Source organism: Arthrobacter wenxiniae (assembly GCF_013376105.1).
GTDB classification, from domain to species: Bacteria; Actinomycetota; Actinomycetes; order Actinomycetales; family Micrococcaceae; genus Specibacter; species Specibacter wenxiniae.
In genome coordinates, this window is record NZ_JAAMFM010000016.1 from 58,685 (window position 1) to 82,703 (window position 24,019).

Genomic DNA, 24,019 nt, shown 5'->3' on the forward strand with positions numbered 1-24,019 from the left:
GGAACACAGGAGAGTTTGTGAACGCTGACCTAATCGTCGTCGGTTCGGGTTTCTTTGGCCTGACCATTGCAGAACGTGCCGCCACGGAATTGGGCTTGAATGTGGCCGTGCTGGACCGCCGCCACCACATCGGCGGCAACGCCTACAGCGAGAACGAGGCCCAGACCGGCATCGAGGTGCACCGCTACGGCGCCCATCTCTTTCACACCTCCAACGAGCGTGTCTGGGAGTACGTGAACCGCTTCACCCAGTTCACCAACTACCAGCACAAGGTGTACACCTCGCACAAGGGCGAGGTGTACCAGATGCCCATCAACCTGGGCACCATCAACCAGTTCTTCCGTTCCGCCATGGGCCCGGGCGAGGCGCGTGCGCTGATCCAGGAGCAGGCCGGCGAGCTGGCGGGCACCGACCCGTCGAACCTCAACGACAAGGGCATCCAGCTCATTGGCCGCCCCCTCTATGAGGCATTCATCAAGCACTACACGGGCAAGCAGTGGCAGACGGACCCGAAGGACCTGCCGGCGTCGATCATCTCCCGGCTGCCCGTGCGCTACAACTACGACAACCGCTACTTCTCCGACACCTACGAGGGCCTGCCGGTCGACGGCTACACCGCGTGGATCGAGCGCATGGCGGACCACCCGAACATTGAGGTGGTGCTGAACACCGACTTCTTCGACGGCGGCGACTACGGCCGCAAGGCCGTGCTGGGGCAGGTTCCGGTCATCTACACGGGCCCCGTGGACCGCTACTTCGACTACGCGGAGGGCGACCTCTCCTGGCGCACCATCGACCTGGAGCAGGAAGTGCTGCCCATCGAGGACTTCCAGGGCTGCTCCGTCATGAACTACCCGGATGAGGACGTGGCCTACACGCGCATCCACGAGTTTCGCCACTTCCACCCGGAGCGGGACTACACCAAGGACGCCACGGTCATCATGCGGGAATTCTCGCGTTTCGCCGAGAAAGGCGACGAGCCCTACTATCCGGTCAACACGGCCGATGACCGCAAGAAGCTGCTCGCCTACCGCGACCTCGCCAACGGCGAGGCGGACGTGCTGTTCGGCGGCCGGCTGGGCACCTACAAGTACCTCGACATGCACATGGCCATTGGTTCGGCCCTGAGCATGTTCGACAACAAGATCAAGCCGCACTTTACCGGCGGGGCGAAGCTGCAAAGCGGAGGAGTTGACGCGTGAGCGTAGCAACCAAGACCGAAAGCACGACGGCGGCGGACGCCACGCTGTGGAAGACCATCCACCGCGTGGTCTTCCCCACGGACGGGGACACCGACACCCTGCCCCTGTACGTGGACTTCAACCCGGCCCAGCGCGTGGTCGCCAAGGATGATGCGGCAGCCAAGTCGGGGGCAAGCACGACGGCGGCCGTCCCGGCGGCGGCCATGCTCGGATCGCGCCAGCGCACCGACTATGTCCAGGGCCGCCGCTCCCTGCGCCTGCCGGCATTCCGCCGGGTGTCCTTTGGCACCTACTTCAACGCCTTCCCGGCCAGCTACTGGCGTGCCCACACCAACGTGGAAAAGGTGCGCCTGACCGTGGAGGCCGACGGCGATGCCACCGTGATCGTCTACCGCTCCACGCCGCGCGGGACGGCCAACCGGGTGGAGAGCCTGAGCGTCGCCAAGGGAACCCCGGTCAGCATCGACCTGTCCATCATGAACTTCGCCGACGGCGGCTGGTACTGGTTCGACTTTGCCACCGGCGAAAACCCAACCACGCTTGACAGGGCCGAGTGGTCCGTGCCGCAGCCCGACGGGTTTGTGGCCGGCACTCTCTCCGTGGGCGTGACCACGTTCAACCGCCCGGACTACTGCGTCAAGCACCTGCGCACGTTTGCCGAATCCGAGGACCTGACAGAGGTCCTGGACTGCCTCATTGTCACCGATCAGGGCAACCGGCGCGTCCGTGACGAACCGGGCTACGAGGAGGCTGCCGCCAATCTTGGAGGTCGCTTCAAGCTCGTTGAGCAGGCCAACCTGGGCGGCTCCGGCGGATTCGCCCGCGGCATGCTCGAGACGGTCAAGGCCGGCAAGAGCAAGTACGTCATGCTGCTCGACGACGATGTCCTGATCGAAACGGAAGGCGTGCTCCGCGCCGTCCACTTTGCCGACTTCACCCGGGAACCCACGATTGTGGGCGGCCACATGTTCAACCTGTTTGAGCGCGCAGTGGTCCACAACTTCGGCGAGGCCATCAACGAGTACCGCTTCCGCTACGAGTCGGCCGGCAAGAGCGAGGAAGTCCACGACTTCGGCGCCAGCAACCTGCGCACCACCCCGTGGATGCACCGGCGCATCGACGTCGACTACAACGGCTGGTGGATGTGCCTCATCCCCACCGCCATCATTGAGGACATCGGGCTTTCGCTGCCGGTCTTCATCAAGTGGGACGACGTCGAATATGGGATCCGGGCCAAGGCCAACGGCTACGGGACGGTAACCCTTCCCGGCGCTGCCGTGTGGCACATGCCGTGGACCGAAAAGGACGACACCATTGACTGGCAGGCCTACTTCCACCAGCGAAACCGGTGGCTGGCCGCCATGCTGCACTCCCCGTATGCGCGCGGCGGGCGGATGCCGGTGGAGAGCATGCTGGTGGACGTCCGCCACCTGTTGTCGATGCAGTATTCGGCCGTGGAACTGCGGCACCAGGCGCTCGAAGACCTCCTGGAGGGCCCCGTGCACCTGCACCGTAATCTGGGCACCAAACTCCCGGAGATCCGCCGCGTTCGCAGCACGTTCCCGGACGCCACCGTGCGCCAGGACATCACGACCTTCCCGCCGGCAAGGCGTGTCAAGCCGCCACGGTTCGGCCGCCAACCGAGTGCGCCGCAGAGCCTTCCGGGCGCGCTGACGGCCGCTCTCTCGGGTGCCCTGCACCAGCTGCGCGGCGTCCGTGAAGGGGCTGCGGACTTCCCGGAAGCCGTGGTTCCAGCCATGGATGCGCGCTGGTGGAGGCTGGTTGGCCTGGACTCGGCGCTGGTGTCCGCGTCGGACGGTGCCGGTGCCTCCTGGTACAAGCGGGACGCCAAAAAGTTCCGCAAATACATGGCCCGCAGCGTCGCCCTGCACCAGAAGCTGCTGCTGCGTTGGGATGAGCTGGCGGCCACCTACCAAAGGGAACTCCCCAACTTCACCTCGCCCGGGGTCTGGGAGCAGACATTTGCCGCCAATCCGGCGTTGGATTCGGCGCCCGCACCGGTGACGGATAAGTGACAACAGGGATTGGGGGGGACAGTGCCCCGAGCACTGTTCCCCCGCTGACCGCCCCGGGCCATGGCAATGGGCTGCTGGACGTTTTCCGCTCCAGGTACCTCTTGAACCTTTTGGTGCAGAAGGAGCTCAAGGTCCGCTACCGCGGTTCCGTGCTGGGCATCCTGTGGTCCTACGTGAAGCCTGGCATGCAGTTCGTGGTGTTTTACATTGCCCTCGGCGTCTTTTTGGGCCTGGAGCAAAGCCCCACAAACAGGAGCGGCATGCCAAACTATGCCATCTACCTGTTCTCCGGCATTGCGCTGATCAACTTCTTCACCGAGGCGCTCGGCAACGCCGCGCGCTCGGTCGTGGGCAATTCGGGGCTGATCCAGAAGATCTACCTTCCCCGGCAATTGTTCCCTGTGGCGTCCGTCTGGGTTTCGGCCGTGCACTTCCTGCCGCAGGTGGTCATCCTGGCGTTTGTGTGCCTGCTCAACGGCTGGCACCCCACCATCAGCCAGGTGGCCGTGGCCGTGGCCGCCTTCATCATGGTGGCCCTGCTCGCCACCGGGCTGGGCCTGTTCTTTGGCGCCGTCAATGTCTATTTCCGCGACGCGGAGAATTTTGTGGACATGCTGCTGTTGGTCGCCACCTGGGCCTCCCCGGTGCTGTATTCGTGGGAAATGGTGCACAACAAGCTTGGGCCCGCCTGGTTTGCGGTGTACCAGGTGAACCCGCTGTCCGTGGCCGTGGAGGCCTTCCACCTGGCGTTCTGGTACCCGACCACCGCGGAAACCGTGGCCATGGTGCCGAACCTGTTGTCCGTGTGGGCGCCCGTGGGCATGGCCATATCATTGCTTGTCCTGTTCCTGGGGCAGATGGTCTTCAGGCGGCTTGAAGGCCGTTTTGCGCAGGAGCTCTAATGACCACAAATTCAATTGAAATCTGCGGCATCAGCAAGAAGTTTGTGCTGCGCCACACGCGCTCCCTCAAGGAAGCGTTTGTGTGGATCATGAAGGGCCGCAAGGGCGATCTCTCCAAGAAGTTCTACGCCCTCAACGACATCACCCTGGACGTGGCGATGGGGGAGTCCGTCGCCTTGCTTGGATTGAACGGATCGGGAAAGTCAACGCTGCTCAAACACATCTCCGGCGTCATGCTTCCGGACACCGGCACAGTGTCAACGCGGGGCCGGGTGGCTGGCTTGATCGAGGTTGGCGCAGGGTTCCACCCTGACTTGAGCGGCCGGGACAATGTGTACCTCAACGGCGCCATCCTGGGCATGAGCAAGGAGCAGATCGACGCAGCCTTCGATTCGATTGTCGCCTTCTCCGAAATCGAGGAGTTCATCGACACGGAGGTGAAGTTTTATTCCTCCGGCATGTACCTGCGCCTGGCGTTTTCGGTGGCGGTCCACACGGACCCGGACGTCTTTTTGATCGATGAGATTCTGGCCGTGGGGGACGAGCCCTTCCAGAAGAAGTGCCTGGCCAAGATCAAGGAACTTCATGCGGCGGGGAAAACGCTCATTGTGGTCAGCCATGACCTTGACGTTGTCGCCAAGGTTTGCGACAGGGGCATCTTGATGGAATCCGGGCATGCCGTCATGGATGCGCCGGTGGACGAGGTCATCGCCCGGCTTCGCAGCTAGCTGCCAGACTTAACGCAAAACATCGGAAATGGATTTCTGCTGCTCCGGTGCCAGTGGGCCGCGCACAGCAGTGCCGGCCCGGCCCTGAACCTGTAAACAATTTGGAGGAATAGTGTCCTGGTGGACTGCCGTGCCGGTGGTGCTGGCTTGCATGGTGCTGGTGTTGGCACCTGGCGCCGCGCTGGCGTTTTCGCTTGGGTTTCGGAGGCTGGCCGTGCTTGGCCTGGCTCCCGTTCTCTCCCTGTCCATCATCGGCGTGGGAGCTGTGGCCGCACCGTTGGTCGGGTTGCGCTGGAACATATGGATCGTCGTCGGACTGAGCGTGCTCGCCTGCGCCGGGGCATGGCTGGTGACGGATTTCCGGCAGTCCGCCCGCAACCGTGCCACGATCCACCGGGACCCGTGGATGGTGCTGGGCGCGGCCGTGCTGGGCATGGGGGCCGGCGCGCTGCTCATTGCACGCAGGGTCATGCAGCTGGTGGGAGCTCCGGACAATATTTCACAGCGCTATGATGACGTGTTCCAGCTCAACGCCGTGCGTTTTGTGCTCGATTCCGGCAACGGCTCGACCTTCAGCCTGGGCGAAATGGGGGGCGGAAAGGGATTGGGCGCCGTCTACCCGGCCGTATGGCATGACATCGCCGCCCTGCTCGTGCAGTTGACGGGCGCGTCGGTGCCACTGGCTGTCACCAGCTTGAACCTGACCATTTGCGCGGTCATCTGGCCGGTTTCGGTCGTCTTTCTCACGCGCGTGGTGGCGGGGCCAAAGCTGGTGGCGATCATGGCGTCCGGCATCTTTGCCGCCGGCCTGGCGGCCTTCCCGTTCCTGTTGCTCGTGTGGGGTCCGCTCTTCCCGAACCTGCTATCGGTCAGCGTCATCCCGGCGGCACTGGCGGTCATTGTCCTGTTGTTCAGGCTCTCCGACCACGCCGAGCGCCCGTGGCGGCTGTGGCTGGCCCTGCTCCTCCTGGTCCCCGGCATGACGCTGGCGCACATGAGCGCCGTGGGGGCGGTCCTGGCGTTCAGCGTGCCGATGGCGGCGTGGGCCATGGGCCTGCACCTGCGAAGGCTGGCCGTCGCCGGATCGCCGTGGCGGCACTACATCGCACCGGCGGCGCTCACCGTGGCGTGCGCCGCCGTCGCAATCGTGGCGTGGAACACGCTCCGGCCGGGAAGCTACACCGGGTGGACGCCGCACACCACCACGCCCGGGGCCATCGGCGAGGTGCTGGCCAACGGCGAAATGTCGACCCGCTCCGCAGTGGTCATTTCCGTCCTCGCGGCGGTGGGCATCTTCCGGATGGTGGGCGGGAGGCGCCAGATTTGGTGGCTGCTCAGCTTCGCGGCGGCGGCGTCGCTCTACGTCGTTGACGCGGCCGTGGCGAAGGGTCCCGTGCGTTTCTTCTGGACCGGGATCTGGTATGCCGACACGAACCGCCTTGCCGCCTACCTGCCGGCATTCGCGGTGGTGCTGGCCGCCGTCGGGCTTGCCGGGATAGTCGATGCCTGCGTGCGGGCGGCCGCCAGGTTCAGGGACCGCAAGGCTGCCGTGGTCCGCCCGTGGAGCCGCCCCGCACTGGCCGCCGGCGTCGCCGCCTCGCTCCTGGTGCTGGGGTTTCTTGCCGTCTCAACGCAGCTTGGCTCCATCCGCACGTACATCGCGACCAACAAGCAGTTCTACGAGCGCAACACGCCGTCGTCCATTCTCTCCGACGACGAATACCAGCTTCTGGCCAGGATTGACGGGGAGGTGCCGGCGAACGCCGTCATTGCCGGCAACCCCTGGAACGGTTCGGGCCTTGTCTATGCCTTCGCGGACAGAAAGGTGCTCAAGTACCACCTGAGCCAGGGGACCACCAAGGAGCAGTCGGTCGTGGACCAGTCGCTGAACAAGGCGGCTGGGAACCCTGCCGTCTGCAAGGCCATTCGGGACCTGGACGTGCACTACGTCCTTGACTTCGGCACACAGTACCTGCTCAACCACCCCGCCAGCCGGACGTATCCGGGCCTGCAGGACCTGGCAACCTCCGCCTCGGTGCAGCTTGTAGACCAGCAGGGTGCCGCGAAACTGTACAAGGTGAGAGCATGCTGGTAAATGCTGAAACGGCCGGACCCCGTGCGCGTAAGCTCTAGCGTGATGGGCGTGCAGCAGGACGGCTGCCGGCGTGGCCTGGCTCTCACCTGGACCGGACCGCGGCGAAAGATCGATATTCTGGTAACACAACGCGGCGGTGCCAGGGTGCCAGGCACGATCCGGGAAACGAAAAGAAGAGGCTACTAAAACGTGAAGATTGCTGTCATTGCACTCGGTAAGATCGGCCTGCCACTGGCTGTCCAGTTCGCCTCCAAGGGCCACGAGGTGGTGGGCGTGGACGTGAACCAGGCCGTGGTGGACCTGGTAAACGCCGGCACCGAGCCGTTCCCCGGCGAAGCCCACCTGCAGGAGATGCTCTCCGAGCTGGTTCCGGCCGGGAAGCTGCGAGCGACGACGGACTACGCCCAGGCGGTCCCGGGCGCCGACGCCGTGGTGCTGGTGGTGCCGCTGTTTGTTGACGCGGACGCCAAGCCCGACTTTGGCTGGATGGACGACGCGACCGCCGAGCTCGGCAAGCACCTGACCGCCGGCACCCTGGTGTCCTATGAGACCACGCTGCCCGTGGGCACCACCCGCACCCGCTGGAAGCCGGCGCTTGAGGCGGCCTCGGGCCTCGTCGAAGGCAGGGACTTCCACCTGGTGTTCTCCCCTGAACGGGTGCTGACGGGCCGCGTGTTTGAGGACCTGCGCAAGTACCCCAAGCTGGTGGGCGGCCTGTCCGACGCCGGCGCCGCCAAGGCCGTGGAGTTCTACGAGTCGGTGCTGGACTTTGACGAGCGCCCGGACCTCAACCGTGCCAACGGCGTGTGGGACCTCGGCTCCGCGGAAGCCTCCGAACTCGCCAAGCTGGCCGAGACCACCTACCGCGACGTCAACATCGGCCTGGCCAACCAGTTCGCCCGCTTCGCGGCCAAGACCGGCATTGACATCTACCAGGTCATCGCGGCCTCCAACTCGCAGCCGTTCAGCCACATCCACCAGCCCGGCATCGCCGTCGGCGGCCACTGCATCCCCGTCTACCCGCGCCTGTACCTGTGGAACGACCCCGACGCCACCGTGGTCCGGGCCGCGCGGGCCGCCAACGCGGACATGCCCGACTACACCATCGGGCTGCTGGAAGGTGCCTATGGCGACCTGGCCGGGGCACGCGTCGTCGTGCTTGGCGCGGCCTACCGCGGCGGGGTGAAGGAAACCGCGTTCTCCGGCGTGTTCGACGCCGTCGAGGCCATCAGCACCCGCGGCGGCATCCCCCTGGTCCACGACCCCCTGTACACGGATGCGGAGCTGAACAAGCTGGGCTTCGACGCCTACCACCGGGGCGAGCCCGTGGACGCGGCCGTGGTGCAGGCCGACCACGCCGAGTACCGGGGGCTGGGCCCGGCCGACCTGCCAGGCGTGAAGGCGTTCATTGACGGGCGCCGGGTAAGCTCGGCAGAAAAGTGGCCCGGCGTGACCTACCGCGTCATCGGCAAGGCCTAGACAACCAGGCCGCAGCCGCAGCCGATCACGATCAGGAGTACCAGCATGACTTATATAGCCCCCAGCGCCGACGTGGCCGAGCAGGCAGTTCTTGGCGAAGGCACCAAGATCTGGCACCTGGCCCAGGTTCGCGAGGACGCCATCCTTGGCGAGAACTGCATCGTGGGCCGCGGCGCGTACGTCGGCACCGGTGTGAAGATCGGCGAGAACACCAAGATCCAAAACTACGCGCTGGTCTACGAGCCGGCCGTCCTGGGCAAGGGCGTGTTCATCGGCCCCGCCGTGGTCCTGACCAACGACACCTACCCGCGCGCCGTCAGCCCGGACGGGTCACTGAAGAGCGCCCACGACTGGACCCCCGTGGGGGTCACCATCCAGGACGGCGCCTCGGTGGGTGCCCGGGCCGTGTGCATCGCGCCGCTGACCATCGGGCGGTGGGCCACCATCGCCGCCGGGTCCGTGGTCACCAAGGACGTTCCCGCGTTTGCCCTGATGGCAGGCGTTCCCGCCCGCCGCCTGGGCTGGGTCGGCAAGGCCGGCTTCCCCCTCCAGGAGGACGGCGGCTTCTGGGTGTGCCCGGAAACCGGGGCAAAATACATTGAAGAGGGACCTTCCCTTAAAGAGGCAGAGGACAACGCATGAGCCAGGACTTCATTCCCGCAGCAAAACCCATCATTGGCGCCGAGGAACGGGCAGCGGTCGACGCCGTCATGGCCACGGGCATGCTGGCGCAGGGGAAGCAGGTGGCCGACTTTGAAACGGAGTTCTCCCAGGTGCTTCTGGACGGGCGCGCCAGCGTCGCCGTGAACTCCGGCACCTCTGGTCTTCACTTGGGCCTGCTGGCCAGCGGTGTCGGCCCGGGCGACGAGGTCATCGTCCCGTCCTTCACCTTTGCCGCCACGGGCAACTCGGTGGCCCTGACCGGCGCCACGCCGGTCTTCGCCGACATCGAGCTTGACTACTACACCCTCGATGTTACCCACGTGGAGTCCCTAATCACCGACAAGACCAAGGGCATCATGCCGGTGCACCTGTACGGGCACCCCTTCGCAGCCGAGGCTTTCGCGGCGGTGTGCGGGAAGCACGGGATCGACCTCTACGAGGATGCGGCCCAGGCCCACGGCGCAGCCGTGAACGGCCAGAAGGTGGGAACCTTTGGCAAGTTCGGCATGTTCAGCCTGTACCCGACCAAGAACATGACCTCCGGCGAGGGCGGCATGGTCTCGACATCGGATCCCGAAGTTGAGCGGAAGCTGCGCCTGCTGCGCAACCAGGGCATGGACAAGCAGTACGAAAACGAGCTGGTGGGCTTCAACAACCGCATGACGGACCTGCACGCGGCCATTGGCCGCGTCCAGCTCACCAAGGTGGACGGCTGGACCAAACAGCGCCAGGACAATGCCGCGTTCCTGACCGCCAACCTTGAGGGTGTGGGAACGCCCAAGGTCGCCGCCGGCGCCGAACACGTCTACCACCAGTACACCATCCGCGTGCCCGAGGGCCGCGACGAGCTGCATGAGCGCCTCCGCTCCGGGTACAACATCGGCTCCGGCGTCTACTACCCTGTGCCCAACCACCGCCTGCCGTCCTTCAACCGCACCGAGGACCTGCCCAACACGGAGACCGCCGCAAAGGAAGTCCTCTCGCTGCCGGTCCACCCGTCGCTGACGCAGGATGACCTCGAGCGGATCGTCACCGCCGTGAACACCCTCGTCAAGGCAGGTGCCTAAAGCATGGCGAACCTGCGCGTAGGCCTCATCGGCCTGGGCATGATGGGCCGCCACCACGCACGGGTCATCCGTGAAGTGGACGGCCTGGACCTGGTGGCCGTGGCGGACGCCTTTGGCGATCCCCACGGCGTGGCCAAGAACCTGCCCGTGCTGCACAGCGTGGAGGAGCTCATCGCCGCCGGCCTGGACATGGCCGTGGCGGCCGTGCCCACCGGCATGCATGAGGAAGTGGGCCTGGCCCTGGCCGAGGCCGGCATCCACACGCTCGTGGAGAAGCCGATCGCCGACAGCGTCCCGGCCGGCCGGCGCCTCGTGGAGGCCTTCGCCGCGAAGGGCCTGGTCGGGGCCGTCGGGCACATCGAGCGCTTCAACCCCGCCCTGCAGTCCCTGCGCAAGCGCATCGCCGACGGCGAGCTCGGGGAGGTCTACCAGATCGCCACCCGCCGGCAGGGCCCGTTCCCGTCCCGCATTGCCGACGTCGGCGTCGTGAAGGACCTGGGCACGCACGACATCGACCTGACCGCCTGGCTGGCCCACAGCCGCTTCGAGACGATCTTCGCCCAGACCACCACCCGCAGCGGCCGCCCCCACGAGGACATGGTGGCCGCGACCGGCAAGCTGGCAAACGGCATCATCACCAACCACCTGGTGAACTGGCTGTCCCCGATGAAGGAACGCCTGACCATCGTCACCGGTGAAAAGGGCGCGTTTGTGGCAGACACCGTCACGGCCGACCTCACGTTCTACGAAAACGGGACGATCGCCACCGAATGGGACTCCATGGCGGTCTTCCGCGGGGTGTCCGAGGGCAACGTGACCCGGCTGGCCATCGCCAAGCCCGAGCCGCTGCGCACCGAGCACGAGGCCTTCCGCGACGCCGTCCTGGGGCTGCGCACCGACGTGGTGACCATGGCCGAGGGCCAGGACACGCTCGTGGTGGCCGAGGCCGTCCTGGAATCGTCCCGCACGGGCGCCACCGTCAGGATCCCGTCTTAGTGCCGGTACAAAAACCGTTGAGGGTCGTCGTCGCCACCCGGCTGTATGCGCCGGAAGTGGGGGCGGCGGCCTTCCGCCTGAAGGCCCTGGTGGACGGACTCGTGGAGCAGGGCGCCGAGGTGGAGGTCATCACGACGCGGGCGCCCACGGGCGCGGGCGTGTTCAGGCCGCCGTACAAGCTCAGCCGGTGGCCCGTGCTGCGCGACCCCGGCGGAAATGTCCGCGGCTACGTGCAGTATCTCAGCTTCGACATCCCGGCATTTTTCCGGCTGCTGGCCGTGAGGGCCGACGTGGTGGTCTCGGAGCCACCGCCCACCACCGGCGTCGTGGTGGCGCTGTCCTCGCTGCTGCGCCGGCGCCCGTTTGTCTACTACGCCGCCGACGTGTGGACCGAGGCGCTGTCAGCCATGGAGGTGCCCGGCACAGTCAAGAAGGCCATGGCCGCCGTGGAGGGCTTCGTGCTGCGGCGCGCCGCCAAGGTCATCGCCGTCTCGGAACCGGTTGCGGCGCAGGTGGCCCAGTTCAAAGTCGCGGCCGGCCGCATCCAAACAGTCGGGAACGGCGTGGACACCGGTGTCTTTTCGCCGGACGGCCCGGTTGCCGCCGCTGCAAAGCCGTACTTTGTCTACACCGGGACCATGAGCGAATGGCAGGGCGCGGGCATCTTCATTGAGGCCCTGCCGCTTGTCCGCGAGCGGTTCCCTGACGCCGAAATCCGCTTTTTTGGCCAAGGCACGGACGAGGGCCACTTGAAGGTCCTTGCAGCTTCTCGCGTGCCCGGCGCCGTGCACTTCGGCGGTGTGGTGCCGCCGGCCGAGGCTGCCGAATGGATCCGCGGTGCCGCCGGAGCCCTGGTGAGCATCAAGCCGGGGCAGGGCTACGACTTTGCCAAGCCCACCAAGATCTACGCGGCCGCCGGGTGCGGAACCCCCGTCATCTTTGCCGGCCAGGGCGACGGCGCCGCCATCGTCGCCGCGGGCGGGCTTGGGGCCGCCGCCCCCTATGACGCGGCGGCAGTTGCCGACGCGATGATTGCGGTGCTCGCCGATGCGGCGCTGGACGGGACGCAGGCAGCCGAAGCCAGGGTGCAGTGGGTGGCGGACAACGCCTCGCTGGCCGCCTCGGGGCGCGTTGCCGCTGACACCGTCCGCGGCGTTGTTCGCCGGCCGGCGGGCACGAAGGCGCACTAGCCGGTGACGGCGTGCGGGGCTACTTTGCAAACGCCTCGAGCAGCGCGTCCACCGTCCGTTGGGCGGCGTGGCCGTCGCCATAGGGCGCCGCATCCGTTGCGGCCGGGGCGGGGCGTTCCACAGCGCCGGCCAGCCGGGACAGATCGCCGTTGACCAGCACGTTCCAGCCCAGTTCCACGGTTTCCACCCATTCGGTCTCGGGGCGGATGGTGGTGCAGGGGACACGCAGCAGGAAGGCCTCCTTCTGCAGGCCCCCGGAATCGGTGACCACGCCGGCGCTGTTGGCCACGGCGTTGACCAGCTGCGGGTAGGCCAGGGGCTCATGGAGCACGATGGAACCGGCCGCGAGGTCGATCCCGTGCGTCTCGGCCAGGGCCTTCAGCCGGGGGTGGGCCAGGAGCAGCACCGGCTTGCCCAGGGCGGCCAGCGACTCCACAATGGCCTTCAGCCGTGCTGGGTCGTCCGTGTTGTCGGGGCGGTGGATGGTGCAGACATAGAAGTTGCCGGCCGTGACGCCGTCGGGCAGGGGCTGGCCCTGGGCGGCAAGCTGGTCCCGCACGGTGTACAGGACGTCGGTCATGACGTCGCCCACCATGCGCGACCGCTCCGCCAGGCCTTCCGAGGCCAGGTGGTCCATGCCCACCTGGGTGGGGGAGAGGAGCAGGTCCGAGGCGTGGTCGGTCAGCACCCGGTTGTGTTCCTCGGGCATGCGCCGGTTGAAGGAGCGCAGGCCGGCCTCAAGGTGCGCCACGGGAATGTGGATCTTTACGGCGGCAAGGGCCGCGGCCAGCGTGGAGTTGGTGTCGCCGTAGACCAGCACCACGTCGGGCTCGGCTTCCTCAAACACTTTTTCCAGCCCGGCCAGCATGGCGCCGGTCTGTTCGCCGTGCTTGCCCGAGCCCACACCCAGGTTGTAGTCCGGCGCCGGGATGCCCAGGTCCTGGAAAAAGACGTCGGACATGAGCTCGTCGTAGTGCTGCCCGGTGTGGACAATGACATGTTCGGCCCGGCCCTCCAAGGCCTTCGCAATGGGGGCAAGCTTGACAAACTGGGGGCGCGCGCCCACCACACTCAAAATACGCATGGTTCCAGCCTAACGGGAATTCTGTCCGCCTCCGGCAGCCTCCAGGGGCGGGGGAGCGGAATACACGCCGGATTTCGACCGGAGCCGCTCGTTGACGTAGTGCCGCAGCACAGAGTCGCGCGACATTGCGCTGAACCGCCCCTCAGTGAGCAGGTCCCCCTTGCGCCCGGCCTTTTCATGAAGGACGACGGCGGCACGCAGCTGTTGCAGTTCGCCCGCCTTGGCCGCGGCCCGGCAGAGCGCGGCGTCGCGCCGGCTCAGGGACGGAAGCCTGCCGCCAGCCAACGTTTCCAGGCGCGCCAGCAATCCGGACCAGTAGCGGCGCTCGGCGCCGTTCCACAAAACATTGTCCGGCTGCGTCCCCGCGGCGCGGCGGAGGAGCGCGCCAATGCCGTGGATGCGCAGGATCTTCAGCGCGACGGCCCGGCGTTCGGCTTCCGTGGCGGCCAGCAGCCAAGGCGCGGTCAAAAGCGGTCCCAGCCACTCGAACTCCTCCTGCAGCGGCAGGAGCCTGCTGGTGACCCGGCCCATGCCGGCATCGTCGGTCTGGTGGTAGGCCGGGGCCGCGTATGGATAGCAGATGACCCCGGACCGGAACCACAGCTTCAGAGTGGCTTCGATGTCCTCGCCGGTGCTGATGCCCTCGGCGTACCTGAAGCCGGCCGCCACGACGGCGTCCCGGCGCAGGAGTCCGTAGGGCACGCTGCGATATGCCAGCCCGTCCTTGACCGCGTCCAGCACCGCCGGCTTGGTCGGGCGGATCCGCGGAGAGCGGAGGATGGTGCCCTCCGGAGTCCGCAGCGGCGCAATGACGGCCGCGGCGCCCTGGGCTACGGCAACCTTCCACCACGCCGCCAGGGATCCAGGTTCCAGGTAGTCGTCGGAGTCAAGGAAGCTCAGGAATGTGGCCGAGCTGCGGTCCAGCGCGGCGTTGCGCGGCCCGGCGGGGGACCGGGTGCCGTCGTCATGCCCCAGCCAGGTGACAGTGTCGTCCTCCGCCATGGCCGCCGTGACACTGCCCTGGACGGCCTCGACGGGGATGTTGTGGCAGACCACTGTGGCCCGGAGGTCCACGCCCAGCCCCGAAAGCTCCGCACGCTGGGCCAGGATGGACGCCAGCCCTCTCTCCAGGGGGCGCGCCGTCTCATGCACCGGTATGACAACTTCAATGCTCTGGCTCATGGCCGCGTTCTCCTGTGCAGGCTGGGGTCCTTTGGTTCCGCGATAACCTTACTGGGTGGACAACTATTCGCAGGATTCCGTGCTGGTCGACGTGGTGGTGGCCGTGCACACGCCGGACCGGCCCGTCGAGCGCACGGTTGCGTCGCTCATGGCGTCCGGGCTTCCCACGGGGCCGGCGGAAGCGAAGCGGCTGCGGGTCACCGTGGTGTGCCACAACACCGCGGTCGAGCCGATCCGTGCCCGCGTGGCGCCCGAACACCGCGAGCTTGTGCGCTTTGTGCACTACGAGGACGGGATCAAGAGTCCGGCGGGCCCCTTCAATCACGGAATGGCGCTGGCCACCGGCACCTGGGTGTCCATCATGGGCAGCGACGACTCCCTGGAGCCCGGGGCCCTGGCCCGCTGGGTGGAGGCTGCAGGCCGGACCGGCGCCGATGTCCTGATCGCACCGATGGCCCACGCGGGCGGGGCGGCGATCCACACGCCCGTGGTGCGCCGCACCAAGACTGCCGGGCTCGACCCGGTGGCCGACCGGCTCACCTACCGCACCGCGCCGCTGGGAATCATGCGCCTTTCGCTGGTCCGGTCGCTGGGCCTGGATTTCCCTACCCGATACGCCACGGGGGAGGACCAGTCCTTCTCCGCCAGGCTGTGGTTCTCCGGGGCGAACATCAGCTTCGGCCGCGGCCTGCCCCGCTACCTGGTGCACGACGACGCCGCCGTCAGGGTGACGGCAACCCCGCGCAGCGTCACGGACGACCTGGCCTTCGCCACGGACCTGGTGAAGTCGGACTGGTTTGCCCGCCTGGCCCCCGCCCAACGGGCCGCGATCGTGACCAAGCTCATCCGGGTCCATGTGTTTGGGCACGTGATGCTCAGGGCCGACGCCGGCACCTGGCATGCCGGCGACGCCGCCGGCATGGCCTCCGTAGCCCGCACATTGTTGTTCGCCGCCCCGGCTGCGGCGCGCCCGCTGTCGGTGGCGGACCGGGCGTTGCTGGACGCCGTGGCACGGGCGGAGGCCGACCCCGCCGTGATGAAGTCACTCGCCACACTTCGCCGCACCTTCACCAACCCGCGCACCTGGCTGCCGCGGGACCTCTCGCAGCTGCTGCACCCGGAAGCGCCGTTGCGGTTCATGAGCGCCTCGGCACTGGTCTCATAGCTCACCACGCACAGCCACTTCACGCACAACCCTTTCGCCCACAGACCCCATTCAAGGAACACATGAAGATCCTGGTCATTGCCACCTGGTACCCGCATGAGGAGAACCCCGCCGAGGCGCCGTTCAACGCCGAGCATGTCGAGGCCATCCGTGGCCGGGGCCACCAGGTGCGCGTGGTCCACATCCGGCTCGGGACTGCTCTGGCCATGCCCCAGGCCGTCAACGGGGAGTGGGAAGGCGTCCCGGTGCGCCGTGTCCTGGCGGACCCCCGGCGCCCGGCAACGGTGCTCGCCTGTGAACGCGTGCTGGCAAGGGAGATGGCATGGGCCGACGTCGTCCACACCATGGCCTTCTCCTCCATCCTCCTTGCCCTCCCGGCCTGGTCGGCGCGCACGGTGGCGGGCCGCGGGCGCCCGTGGGTGCACACCGAGCACTGGAACGGCGTGGTCAATCCCGCCAGCGTCTCTCCCCTGTGGGACAGGCTGTCCGGGGTGCGCCGCGTGCTGCGGTCCCCCCACGTGGTGACGGGCGTGACGGGCCAGCTCGCCGCGGAGATGCAGCGCTTTGCCCGGCCGCATGCAGCCAGGGTGGTCCCGTGTGTCGTGAAGGACCGCGGCCCCGTTGTGCCGTCGGTCTTCGGCTCCCCGCTCCGGCTGGTCGCCGTGGGTGGGCTCATCGCCCGGAAGCGCCCCCTGGCCGCCATTGAAACTGTCGCCTGGCTGCGCGACCACGGCACGGACGCGCACCTGACCTGGGTGGGGGACGGCCCCCAGCGGCCAGAGTGCCAGGCCCTCATATCCAAGCTGGGACTGGCCGGGCACGTCGCACTGGCTGGTTCGGTGCGGCCGGCCGAAGTGGCCGGGCACCTCTCCGCCGCCGACTTGTTCTTCCTCCCCACAGCCCAGGAGAACTTCTTCACCTCGGCGGCCGAGGCCCTCGCCGCCGGACGGCCCGTGGTGGCGACGCGGGTGGGCGGCTTCAGCGACTATGCGGACGACTCCAACAGCAGGCTCGTCGATGACGTCACGCCGGAAGTTCTTGGCAGGGCCGTCCTAGGTGCCGTGGAGGCCTTCCGGAACGTGCCCGCAGAGGACATTGCCGCGCCCATCAGGGCGAGGTTTTCCCCGGATGCCGTGGGCGCACTCTTCGACGAGGCCTATATGGCCGCGATCGCCCGGGCCTAGCGCCCACGAATGCCGAGGAGGCAGCACATGACACGTGAACCGAAGGTCCTGCAGTTCAACGACTGCGCCTTTGTGGCCCGCTCCATGGTCAGCGCCGCGGCCCGCGCCGGACTCCGCTGGGACTACCTCCCCCCGGAACAGGTCCGTCCGATGACAGCAGCGCCACGGAACCCGCTGCTGGCCAAGGCCCGCTTTGTGCCCTACCTGCTTCGCCGGAGGGCGGCGCTGCAGGCGGCGGACGTGGTCCACGTCCACTACGGCACCAGCGTCAGGCTGATCCGGGAAAGGGGAATGCCCGACCGGCCCTATGTCCTGACCTTGCACGGGACGGACATCCGCAGGCAGTGGAAAGACCCGGCTTTCCACGATGAAATCCAGCGGGCCATCGACGGCGCATCCCATGTGTTTTATGCAAATGCCGACAACAAAGACGATGCCACCTCGGCGCGCTCCGACGCTGAATTCTTCCCCTCCGTGGTGGACTTGGCAAGGCTGCCGACATGGATCCCTGCGCATAAGCCCCAGATCATGTTTATTTCCCGGTGGGACGATGACAAGGGCATGGAGCGCCAACTGAAACTGGCTGGCGCACTGGCCACGGTCATTGGGGACAAGGCGGAGTTGATAGGCCTCGACTGGGGGCCGGGGGCAGCGGAGGCACGTGCCCGTGGCGTCCGACTTCTGGAAAAGATGCCGCAGCACCGCTACTACGAACAACTGGCACGCTCGGCCGTCGGCATCGGGCAAGCTTCAGAGTACTTTTCCACCAGCGAGTTTGAAGCCCTGTGCATTGGCCTGCCGTTGGCGGCCCTGGGCAGCCGGTTGCCCAGACCAGACGACGGAACCGTGCCGCCCGTCATGGAAGGCTCCGTGGCCGACGTGGTCGACCAAGTCCTGGCAGCCTTGGCCGACCCTGCGGATGCATCGGGGCGGCTGGGCGGGGCCGAATGGGCGGTGCCCCGTTACGACGCCGCCGCCTACATTCCGGGATTGGAAGCGCTGTACCGAAAGATTGCCCGCTAGCCTGCGGCCATCTCGGAGGTAAGGAAGGGAGATTCTGTCCAAGCCGTCCGAATTGCTGCGGGCGAGTGGTTGTTGCTTATTCGCTCGCGGGCATGGCTGCAACGGAACGTGATGCGGTTCCAGGCAGCGTGTACAGGCCTGCAAGAGCAGCCTGCTGGGCAAACTCCTGGTTGGTGTGGACAACCTCGTCGAAGGTTCCCTGAGTGATGATGCTGCCATCCTTCATGTAACAGACCTGGTCGTTGTCGCGGATGGTGGAAAGCCTGTGGGCCACTGAGATAACGGTCATGTCACCGTGGAGCTCCGCGATGGCTTTTGCCACCGCAGCTTCGGTGGCCGTGTCCAACGCGCTTGTCGCTTCGTCCAATACGAGGACCAGCGGATCCATGTACAGGGCACGGGCAATGCCTAGCCGCTGGCGCTGTCCACCTGAAAGCGCACCGCCGCGTTCACCCACGCGACCGTGTATTCCATCGGGGCGGGACTCGATGGTTTCCAGCAGCTGGGCACGGGCGAGTGCGGTCCGGACCCGCTCCTCGTCAACATCGCCGCCCCACGAGAGTGCGACATTCTGTGCAACAGAACCGTCAAAGATGGCGACCTCCTGCGGGACATAGCCCACACGCTTTCGCCAATCGGCGAGCACGTCCTCAAGCGGAATGCCGTCTAGCGTCATTGTGCCGTTCGAGGGAACCAGCAGCCCCAGAAAGATGTCTATCAGCGTTGATTTGCCGGCTCCGGACTGGCCAACGACGCCCACGGAGGAACCCATGGGGAGCGACAAGTTGATTTGGGTGACCGCAGGGCCGTTCGCGCCGGGATAGGTGAATTCAACGTTGCGCAGCTCCAAGACCTTGGGTTCACCGTGGATGGGTGTCTTTCCCAGCTTTTCAGCATTCTTGCGGAACTCCGCAGCCTCCCGAATGTCCGCCATAACGAGTTCCGTGTAGGGCAGTGTCGACTGCACCAGCGTCACTTGGGACTGGATGGTCGTGAGTGCGGGGACCATCTTAAATCCGGCGAGTGCAAAGATTGCGACGGAGGACATGGCAGCGCCGATGCCGCCCGCGAAGTAGCCGACGGTGCCGATAATCAGGAACCCACCAATCAATGCCATGTCAATGACGAATTTCGGGACGGAACCGAGAAAGCGGATGTTTGAGCGCGACCTGGCGGCTCTTTCCCTGCTCACGTACACCACGTCTCCGACTTCGTTGGCTTTGTCCCGGAGCGTGATTTCCTTCAGAGCGGCTAGCATTTCCGAGACGAGCGTGGACATGCGCATCGCAGAGTCACGATTGACACGGCCCGCCTCATACGACTTCTTGGACAGGTAAAGGTAGAGGAAGGCGGCAATGAGGCCAAGGTAAATCACAGTTATCAATGCCGTCTGCCACGAGGCTGCCACCAAGATGAGGAGCACTGAGGCGAAAGTCAGCGCCTGCGACGGGAGGATCACTGCGGGAAACAGTACTCCGGCAATGGTGTTCGCGATGCCGACGTCCATCATGCGGACAAGTTCCGTGGTCGACCTGTTTTGTCGTGAAGTCCAGGGCGCACGAATGTAACTTTGGAAAAGTACGGTGCCGATTTCGAGTTCGTAGTCGGCAAACCGGCGGGTGGACACCCATTGAAGCCAGATGTTAAGCAAGGACTTCAGGATCATCACCGCAGCCGCACATACGAGAATAATTAGCCCCAAGTTATCTGAGATGGTGCCAATGACTGGCAGCCGCATCGAAGCTCCAGTGCTCTGCGACTGCATTATTTGGTTGAGAACGAGTGCAAAAATGCCCAGCGCGCCAGAGTCGACCAAGACCAGGACCGACGAGAGCGCCGCGAAGAGCACCAGAAAACGCCTCGCATTGGGCGGGAGGAGCGGTAGTAACTGGCCAAGGGTGCGGCGCAGATTTTTCAAGGTTTACTCCAGAACTGCAGTGGAAGAATCCTTCCTATAGTACGGGGATTGCCAGCCCTACGCGGTGCGGCTCGGAAGAAGCGGGCAAGCCCCGCGCTTTGCCGCGGTTGTCTCGTAGGCCAACAGGAGCCTCCCCGGATGCGACAATGGTGACCATGAGCGAGGCATACCGGGTTACTCAACTCTTCGACTGCGCCGATGTTGGAAAGACGTTGGTGCAGGAGGGGCAACGGCAGGGAAAGCCGTGGAAGATCATCCAAGGACCGTGGACGCGCGGCGGCACCAAGACCGCTTATTACCGCTTTCTCCTGGAGCAGGCTGCAGCGTACCCTCGCACACAACTGTGGCACGTCAACATGGGGGGCCGGGCCAAGTGGGCGCGCGGCAGGTTCGCACGGCCCTATGCATTGACCCTTCATGGAACAGACATCCGGGAAAACTACTGGCAGGAACAACACCATTCGGCCATCAAGGCTGATATCGATGGCGCCGGGCATGTCTGGTACACCACTCCGGATTTGAAGGACAAGGCGGAACAGGCGCGTAGCGACGCAGAGTACCTGCCGGTGCCCATAGATCTGTCCACCTTGCCGGCATGGGCCCCTGCTGCGAAGCCGCGGGTCTTTTTCCCTTCACGCTGGGACTCGTCCAAGGGCGGCGACGCGTCGGTTCAGACTGCGGGGGAGGTCGTTTCGGCCCTAGCTGGAATGGACGTTGACATTGTTGGCCTTGACTGGGGGGACCGCGCCAGCGAGGTTGCCGCCCTGGGCGTGACGCTGCTTCCGAAGATGCCCAAGGCTGAATTCCTTAACGAGATGGCCCGCGCCCATGTGGCCGTGGGGCAAATTGCGGGAATTCTTGCGGCCAGTGAACTGGAGGCCATGGGCATGGGTGTGCCGACGGTTTTTGCCGACCAAGACCCGGGCTATCCTGCGAATGTCGGGACGGTGTCAGTGGGACGAAAGGATGTTGCCATTGCCGTTCGGGAGTCCCTCTCAGACCCCGTGGCCCTGTCCCGGACCCTGGCCAGCGCAGATTACATCCGTGCCAATCACGGACCTGCCGTCCTGCTTCCGCGGCTTGAGGCGGGCTACGCAAAGGTGTTGGGGGCTGACTCGTGACGCGGCCGCACCTGCTGTATATAGCATTTTCCTTCCCACCCAGCACGGCTTCCTCCGTGTACAGGTGCACGGCGGTTGCCAACGCTTTTGCGAAGGACGGCTGGGATGTAACAGTCATAACCCTTGATCCCTCCGTGTGGTCCGAAATTTCCGGCACCGATCATGGGCTTGTCGAATCGATTGACCCTCGCATTACCGTCGTGCCTGTCGACGATTGCGGCGCAGAGGAGCCTGCACGGCGTGACCTGCGGAGATTCTCGCGGCTGCGGATTGAGGCACCTTACCTGTGGAAAGAGCTATATCGGCGCAAGACCCGGAAAGGCTTCCCGGAGGATTTCCATGCCGCATGGCTGGATCCCGCGTCTAAGGCGGCGCGGCAGGTCCACGCCGACCATGCGGTGGACCTCGTCATGGCTTCGGCAAGCCCCTATGTGTCCTTTGGCGTGGCTCGGTCGCTAGCGGACGTACCCTTCGTATTGGACTACCGCGATGCCTGGGCCTTCAACACGATCAGCGGTGCGGAAGATTTCTCCCCAGAGTCCAACATGGGGCGCATGGAAGCCGACTATCTGGACCGGGCCGCCCAGATGTGGTTTGTCAATGAACAGATCCGCGGTGAGTACGCGCACAGATACCCCAAGGCAGCCGGCAAGATGCGAGTGGTGGCCAACGGCTTCGACCCCCAGCCGGGCCACGCCAGGCGCACCGTTCAGGCCACCGATCGGCCCAGCTTTGGCTACTTGGGCACCCTCCAATACGTCAACATGCCTCTGCAACCCTTCCTGGCGGGCTGGGACACGGCCTTCGGAACGGAGTCACCGACGAAGGCTGACGGAGTATTTCGGGGCAAGCTCAGCCCCTCCGGCGCTGCGCCGGCCGAGGTGCTGGCGGCCTTTGCCTCCGCGGCCGGCAACGGCCTGCGCTACGACGGGCCGATTTCCAAGCGGGACGTCGCAGGGTTTTACGGCACCCTCGATGCCCTGATTCTGCTCCTGTCCACTGGAAAGTACGTAACCGGCGGCAAGACTGCGGAATATCTGGCCACCGGCCTGCCCATCGTTTCCGTCCACGACCTGGGCAACGCAGCCACGGACCTCCTGCGGGACTATCCCCTCTGGTTCCCGGCCAAGGACCTTTCGCCGGCAGCGATAGCCGATGCACTGAGGGAGTGTGCCGCCGCCTTGCGGGAACCTGACGAGGCACGCTGGATGGCGGCATGGGAGTACGGTCAACAGTTTGACCGCAGCGCGATCCTAACGCCCGTCATTGCGGAATTGCGGCAGATCGCCGGGCGCTCCGAAGCCGAACTGTCCGCGGGAACGGGAGAGATGCCATGATTGCGCCGAGGAACCTCAAGGTCAGCATCGTCGTTGGCCAGGTCAGCCACGCGCAGGCCGTCATCGACGATTTGCGCCAGCGTGCCATGGCCGCCGCAGCTTCGCCCGCGTGGGCGGTGAGCGTCGATGTTGTCCAGGTGGGGTCCCTGACGGACGGCGACGCGCCCGGAGGCGGGGAGGGGATTGTCCGGCTTCAGGCTGAACGGCCGGCCCCTGCCGCGGCCCGCTTGGGTGCGCTGGCCGGCAAACCGGGAACCGTGGGCGTGGCGGGACGGCTGGTCCGGGACAACCTTGAATCCCGCAGGGTGGCGTCCACTCTCGCCCGGCACAAGGACGTCGTGGCAGCCCTCCGGGGCTCCGCCGTCGTGGTAGCGGCCGATCCCAGTGCGGACCGCGCGGTGTGGCAGCTGCGCCGAGCCACGGGCGCCCACCTGGTGCATGGGCCAGCCGCCATGGTGCATGCAATCAAGGCCCTTGCCAACGGCTGAGGCCGCACCCTGATTCAGTCGGCACAGGCCCTTATGGGATACTTGTGCGGTGAGTCGAACTTGGATAGTCATCCCCATGTATAACGAAGCGTCGGTGGTCGGCGCTGTCATCACGGGGCTGCGAAAGGTGTTCCCGTACGTCGTCTGCGTCGACGACGGCAGCACCGACGGCTCGCAGGATGCGGCACGGGCAGCCGGTGCAGTGGTGGTCCAGCACCCCATCAACCTCGGGCAGGGCGCCTCCCTGCAGACGGGCATCGAGTACGCGCTCAACGATCCCGACTTGGACTGCATTGTCACCTTCGACGCCGACGGGCAGCACCGGGTTGAGGATGCGCAGGCGATGGCGGGCCGCATCACGTCAGGTGAAGCGGAGATTGTCTTGGGATCCCGCTTCCTGGACAAGCGCACCAAGATTTCCCCCGCCAAGCGCCTGGTGCTTCGCACCGCTGCCATCCAGTCCCGCATGGCAACCGGCATGGCGCTGACGGACGCCCACAACGGGCTCCGCGCTCTCAGCCCGAAGGTGGCCAAGGGCATCCACCTCACACAAAACCGCATGGCCCACGCCTCGGAGTTGGTCCACCAGGTTGCCGAAATGAAGCCAAAATGGGTCGAGCAGCCGGTGGAAATCATTTACACCGATTATTCCAAGGCCAAGGGCCAATCCCTGCTGAATTCGGTCAACATCCTCGCCGACCTCTTGTTTAGGTGACATTGTGCAAATAGTGGTTCAAATTGTTCTTGTCCTCGCCGTCGTCATCGTTTCGCTGGCGCTTATGCGGGGCGGATCGAATGCGCGGCATCTGGCCATCCGTCGCATTATGCTGGTGCTCTTTGCCTGTGTGGCGGGACTGTCGATCTTCTTCCCGGGGATGTTGACCCACATCGCCCGGTTCTTCGGCATCGGACGAGGCACCGATCTGGTGCTTTATGGCCTGATTGTCAGCTTCCTCGTTTTCATGGCCACCACCTACCAGCGGTTCCGGCACATGGAAACCACCTTGACCAAGCTGTCGCGCAGGGTGGCCCTGGATGAAGTCAACCGCAGCCAATCGCCGGCTGCCGCGGCGCGCGAGATTGCGCGTGGGGCTGCGCCGTCGGAACCTGGAACGAACGGGTCCGCCGCCGGATGAGCCGTGCCCCCGCAGGAAAATTG

Annotated in this window: 21 protein-coding genes; 18 read left to right on the forward strand and 3 right to left on the reverse strand. The window is 65.8% G+C overall.

Annotated features, from left to right (window positions below; genetic code table 11):
- Positions 1-17: 17 nt before the first annotated feature.
- The 10 genes from glf (at position 18) to G6034_RS11660 (ending at position 12,358) form a co-directional block, all read left to right on the forward strand.
- Positions 18-1,202 (forward strand): UDP-galactopyranose mutase, encoded by a 1,185-nt coding sequence (glf, locus tag G6034_RS11615; protein ID WP_176635279.1) that lies wholly within the window; start codon positions 18-20, stop codon positions 1,200-1,202.
- Positions 1,199-3,238: a glycosyltransferase gene (locus G6034_RS11620; RefSeq protein ID WP_176635280.1), complete on the forward strand. Its 2,040-nt coding sequence runs from the start codon at positions 1,199-1,201 to the stop codon at positions 3,236-3,238. Before glf ends, G6034_RS11620 begins: the two co-directional genes overlap by 4 nt.
- A complete protein-coding gene (locus G6034_RS11625; protein ID WP_343038029.1) occupies positions 3,235-4,140 on the forward strand; it encodes an ABC transporter permease in 906 nt (301 codons plus the stop codon). Before G6034_RS11620 ends, G6034_RS11625 begins: the two co-directional genes overlap by 4 nt.
- Positions 4,140-4,868, forward strand: coding sequence for an ABC transporter ATP-binding protein (locus tag G6034_RS11630; RefSeq protein ID WP_176635281.1), 729 nt, complete (start codon positions 4,140-4,142; stop codon positions 4,866-4,868). Before G6034_RS11625 ends, G6034_RS11630 begins: the two co-directional genes overlap by 1 nt.
- Positions 4,869-4,980: 112 nt before the next feature.
- Positions 4,981-6,963, forward strand: coding sequence for a DUF6541 family protein (locus tag G6034_RS11635; protein ID WP_176635282.1), 1,983 nt, complete (start codon positions 4,981-4,983; stop codon positions 6,961-6,963).
- A gap of 189 nt (positions 6,964-7,152) precedes the next feature.
- The gene (locus G6034_RS11640) at positions 7,153-8,442 is read left to right on the forward strand and encodes a nucleotide sugar dehydrogenase (protein ID WP_176635283.1); all 1,290 of its coding nucleotides are present in this window, start codon (positions 7,153-7,155) and stop codon (positions 8,440-8,442) included.
- A gap of 45 nt (positions 8,443-8,487) precedes the next feature.
- Positions 8,488-9,084 (forward strand): acyltransferase, encoded by a 597-nt coding sequence (locus tag G6034_RS11645; protein ID WP_176635284.1) that lies wholly within the window; start codon positions 8,488-8,490, stop codon positions 9,082-9,084.
- Positions 9,081-10,172, forward strand: a complete 1,092-nt coding sequence (locus G6034_RS11650) for a DegT/DnrJ/EryC1/StrS family aminotransferase (RefSeq protein ID WP_176635285.1) — start codon at positions 9,081-9,083, stop codon at positions 10,170-10,172. Before G6034_RS11645 ends, G6034_RS11650 begins: the two co-directional genes overlap by 4 nt.
- Positions 10,173-10,175: 3 nt before the next feature.
- Entirely contained in the window at positions 10,176-11,168 is a 993-nt protein-coding gene (locus G6034_RS11655) for a Gfo/Idh/MocA family protein (RefSeq protein ID WP_176635286.1), read from the forward strand.
- On the forward strand, positions 11,168-12,358 hold the full coding sequence (locus G6034_RS11660) for a glycosyltransferase (RefSeq protein ID WP_176635287.1): 1,191 nt from the start codon (positions 11,168-11,170) through the stop codon (positions 12,356-12,358). The genes G6034_RS11655 and G6034_RS11660 overlap by 1 nt, the downstream gene beginning before the upstream one ends.
- A 19-nt stretch (positions 12,359-12,377) precedes the next feature.
- On the opposite strand, the gene wecB is transcribed toward G6034_RS11660, so the two are convergent.
- The gene (wecB, locus tag G6034_RS11665) at positions 12,378-13,442 is read right to left on the reverse strand and encodes a non-hydrolyzing UDP-N-acetylglucosamine 2-epimerase (RefSeq protein ID WP_176635288.1); all 1,065 of its coding nucleotides are present in this window, start codon (positions 13,440-13,442) and stop codon (positions 12,378-12,380) included.
- 9 nt (positions 13,443-13,451) lie between these two features.
- Entirely contained in the window at positions 13,452-14,624 is a 1,173-nt protein-coding gene (locus tag G6034_RS11670; protein ID WP_176635289.1) for a glycosyltransferase family A protein, read from the reverse strand.
- Between the two features lie 55 nt (positions 14,625-14,679).
- On the opposite strand from G6034_RS11670, the gene G6034_RS11675 reads away from it, so the two are divergent.
- The 3 genes from G6034_RS11675 to G6034_RS11685 all read left to right on the forward strand — a co-directional run bounded on the left by G6034_RS11675 (position 14,680) and on the right by G6034_RS11685 (position 17,996).
- Positions 14,680-15,789, forward strand: a complete 1,110-nt coding sequence (locus G6034_RS11675; protein WP_176635290.1) for a glycosyltransferase — start codon at positions 14,680-14,682, stop codon at positions 15,787-15,789.
- A gap of 62 nt (positions 15,790-15,851) precedes the next feature.
- Positions 15,852-16,973, forward strand: coding sequence for a glycosyltransferase (locus G6034_RS11680; protein ID WP_246295710.1), 1,122 nt, complete (start codon positions 15,852-15,854; stop codon positions 16,971-16,973).
- A 27-nt stretch (positions 16,974-17,000) separates the two neighbouring features.
- Entirely contained in the window at positions 17,001-17,996 is a 996-nt protein-coding gene (locus G6034_RS11685; protein WP_218063845.1) for a glycosyltransferase, read from the forward strand.
- Between the two features lie 76 nt (positions 17,997-18,072).
- Here G6034_RS11685 and G6034_RS11690 read toward each other — a convergent pair whose 3' ends face one another.
- A complete protein-coding gene (locus tag G6034_RS11690; RefSeq protein WP_176635292.1) occupies positions 18,073-19,914 on the reverse strand; it encodes an ABC transporter ATP-binding protein in 1,842 nt (613 codons plus the stop codon).
- Positions 19,915-20,069: 155 nt separating this feature from the next.
- Between G6034_RS11690 and G6034_RS11695 the strand changes: the two genes are divergently transcribed.
- From G6034_RS11695 to G6034_RS11715, 5 genes are all read left to right on the forward strand, one after another.
- The gene (locus G6034_RS11695) at positions 20,070-21,035 is read left to right on the forward strand and encodes a glycosyltransferase family protein (RefSeq protein WP_176635293.1); all 966 of its coding nucleotides are present in this window, start codon (positions 20,070-20,072) and stop codon (positions 21,033-21,035) included.
- 56 nt (positions 21,036-21,091) lie between these two features.
- A complete protein-coding gene (locus tag G6034_RS11700) occupies positions 21,092-22,372 on the forward strand; it encodes a glycosyltransferase (RefSeq protein WP_176635294.1) in 1,281 nt (426 codons plus the stop codon).
- Positions 22,369-22,860 carry a hypothetical protein gene (locus tag G6034_RS11705; RefSeq protein ID WP_176635295.1) on the forward strand — a complete coding sequence of 164 codons (492 nt, stop codon included), beginning with the start codon at positions 22,369-22,371 and terminating at the stop codon, positions 22,858-22,860. The genes G6034_RS11700 and G6034_RS11705 overlap by 4 nt, the downstream gene beginning before the upstream one ends.
- Positions 22,861-22,936: 76 nt before the next feature.
- A complete protein-coding gene (locus G6034_RS11710) occupies positions 22,937-23,575 on the forward strand; it encodes a glycosyltransferase family 2 protein (protein WP_176635296.1) in 639 nt (212 codons plus the stop codon).
- A gap of 13 nt (positions 23,576-23,588) precedes the next feature.
- On the forward strand, positions 23,589-23,996 hold the full coding sequence (locus tag G6034_RS11715; RefSeq protein WP_343038030.1) for a DUF2304 domain-containing protein: 408 nt from the start codon (positions 23,589-23,591) through the stop codon (positions 23,994-23,996).
- The last annotated feature ends 23 nt before the right edge of the window (positions 23,997-24,019 follow it).

What these genes read in the sequence shown, in the direction of transcription:
- G6034_RS11710 (WP_176635296.1), top strand. Translation starts at nt 22,937, where the DNA reads ATGTATAACGAAGCGTCGGTGGTCGGCGCTGTCATCACGGGGCTGCGA.
- wecB (WP_176635288.1), bottom strand. Translation starts at nt 13,442, where the DNA reads ATGCGTATTTTGAGTGTGGTGGGCGCGCGCCCCCAGTTTGTCAAGCTT.
- G6034_RS11670 (WP_176635289.1), bottom strand. Translation starts at nt 14,624, where the DNA reads ATGAGCCAGAGCATTGAAGTTGTCATACCGGTGCATGAGACGGCGCGC.
- G6034_RS11645 (WP_176635284.1), top strand. Translation starts at nt 8,488, where the DNA reads ATGACTTATATAGCCCCCAGCGCCGACGTGGCCGAGCAGGCAGTTCTT.
- G6034_RS11655 (WP_176635286.1), top strand. Translation starts at nt 10,176, where the DNA reads ATGGCGAACCTGCGCGTAGGCCTCATCGGCCTGGGCATGATGGGCCGC.
- G6034_RS11650 (WP_176635285.1), top strand. Translation starts at nt 9,081, where the DNA reads ATGAGCCAGGACTTCATTCCCGCAGCAAAACCCATCATTGGCGCCGAG.
- G6034_RS11685 (WP_218063845.1), top strand. Translation starts at nt 17,001, where the DNA reads ATGACACGTGAACCGAAGGTCCTGCAGTTCAACGACTGCGCCTTTGTG.
- G6034_RS11630 (WP_176635281.1), top strand. Translation starts at nt 4,140, where the DNA reads ATGACCACAAATTCAATTGAAATCTGCGGCATCAGCAAGAAGTTTGTG.
- G6034_RS11705 (WP_176635295.1), top strand. Translation starts at nt 22,369, where the DNA reads ATGATTGCGCCGAGGAACCTCAAGGTCAGCATCGTCGTTGGCCAGGTC.
- G6034_RS11695 (WP_176635293.1), top strand. Translation starts at nt 20,070, where the DNA reads ATGAGCGAGGCATACCGGGTTACTCAACTCTTCGACTGCGCCGATGTT.
- G6034_RS11680 (WP_246295710.1), top strand. Translation starts at nt 15,852, where the DNA reads ATGAAGATCCTGGTCATTGCCACCTGGTACCCGCATGAGGAGAACCCC.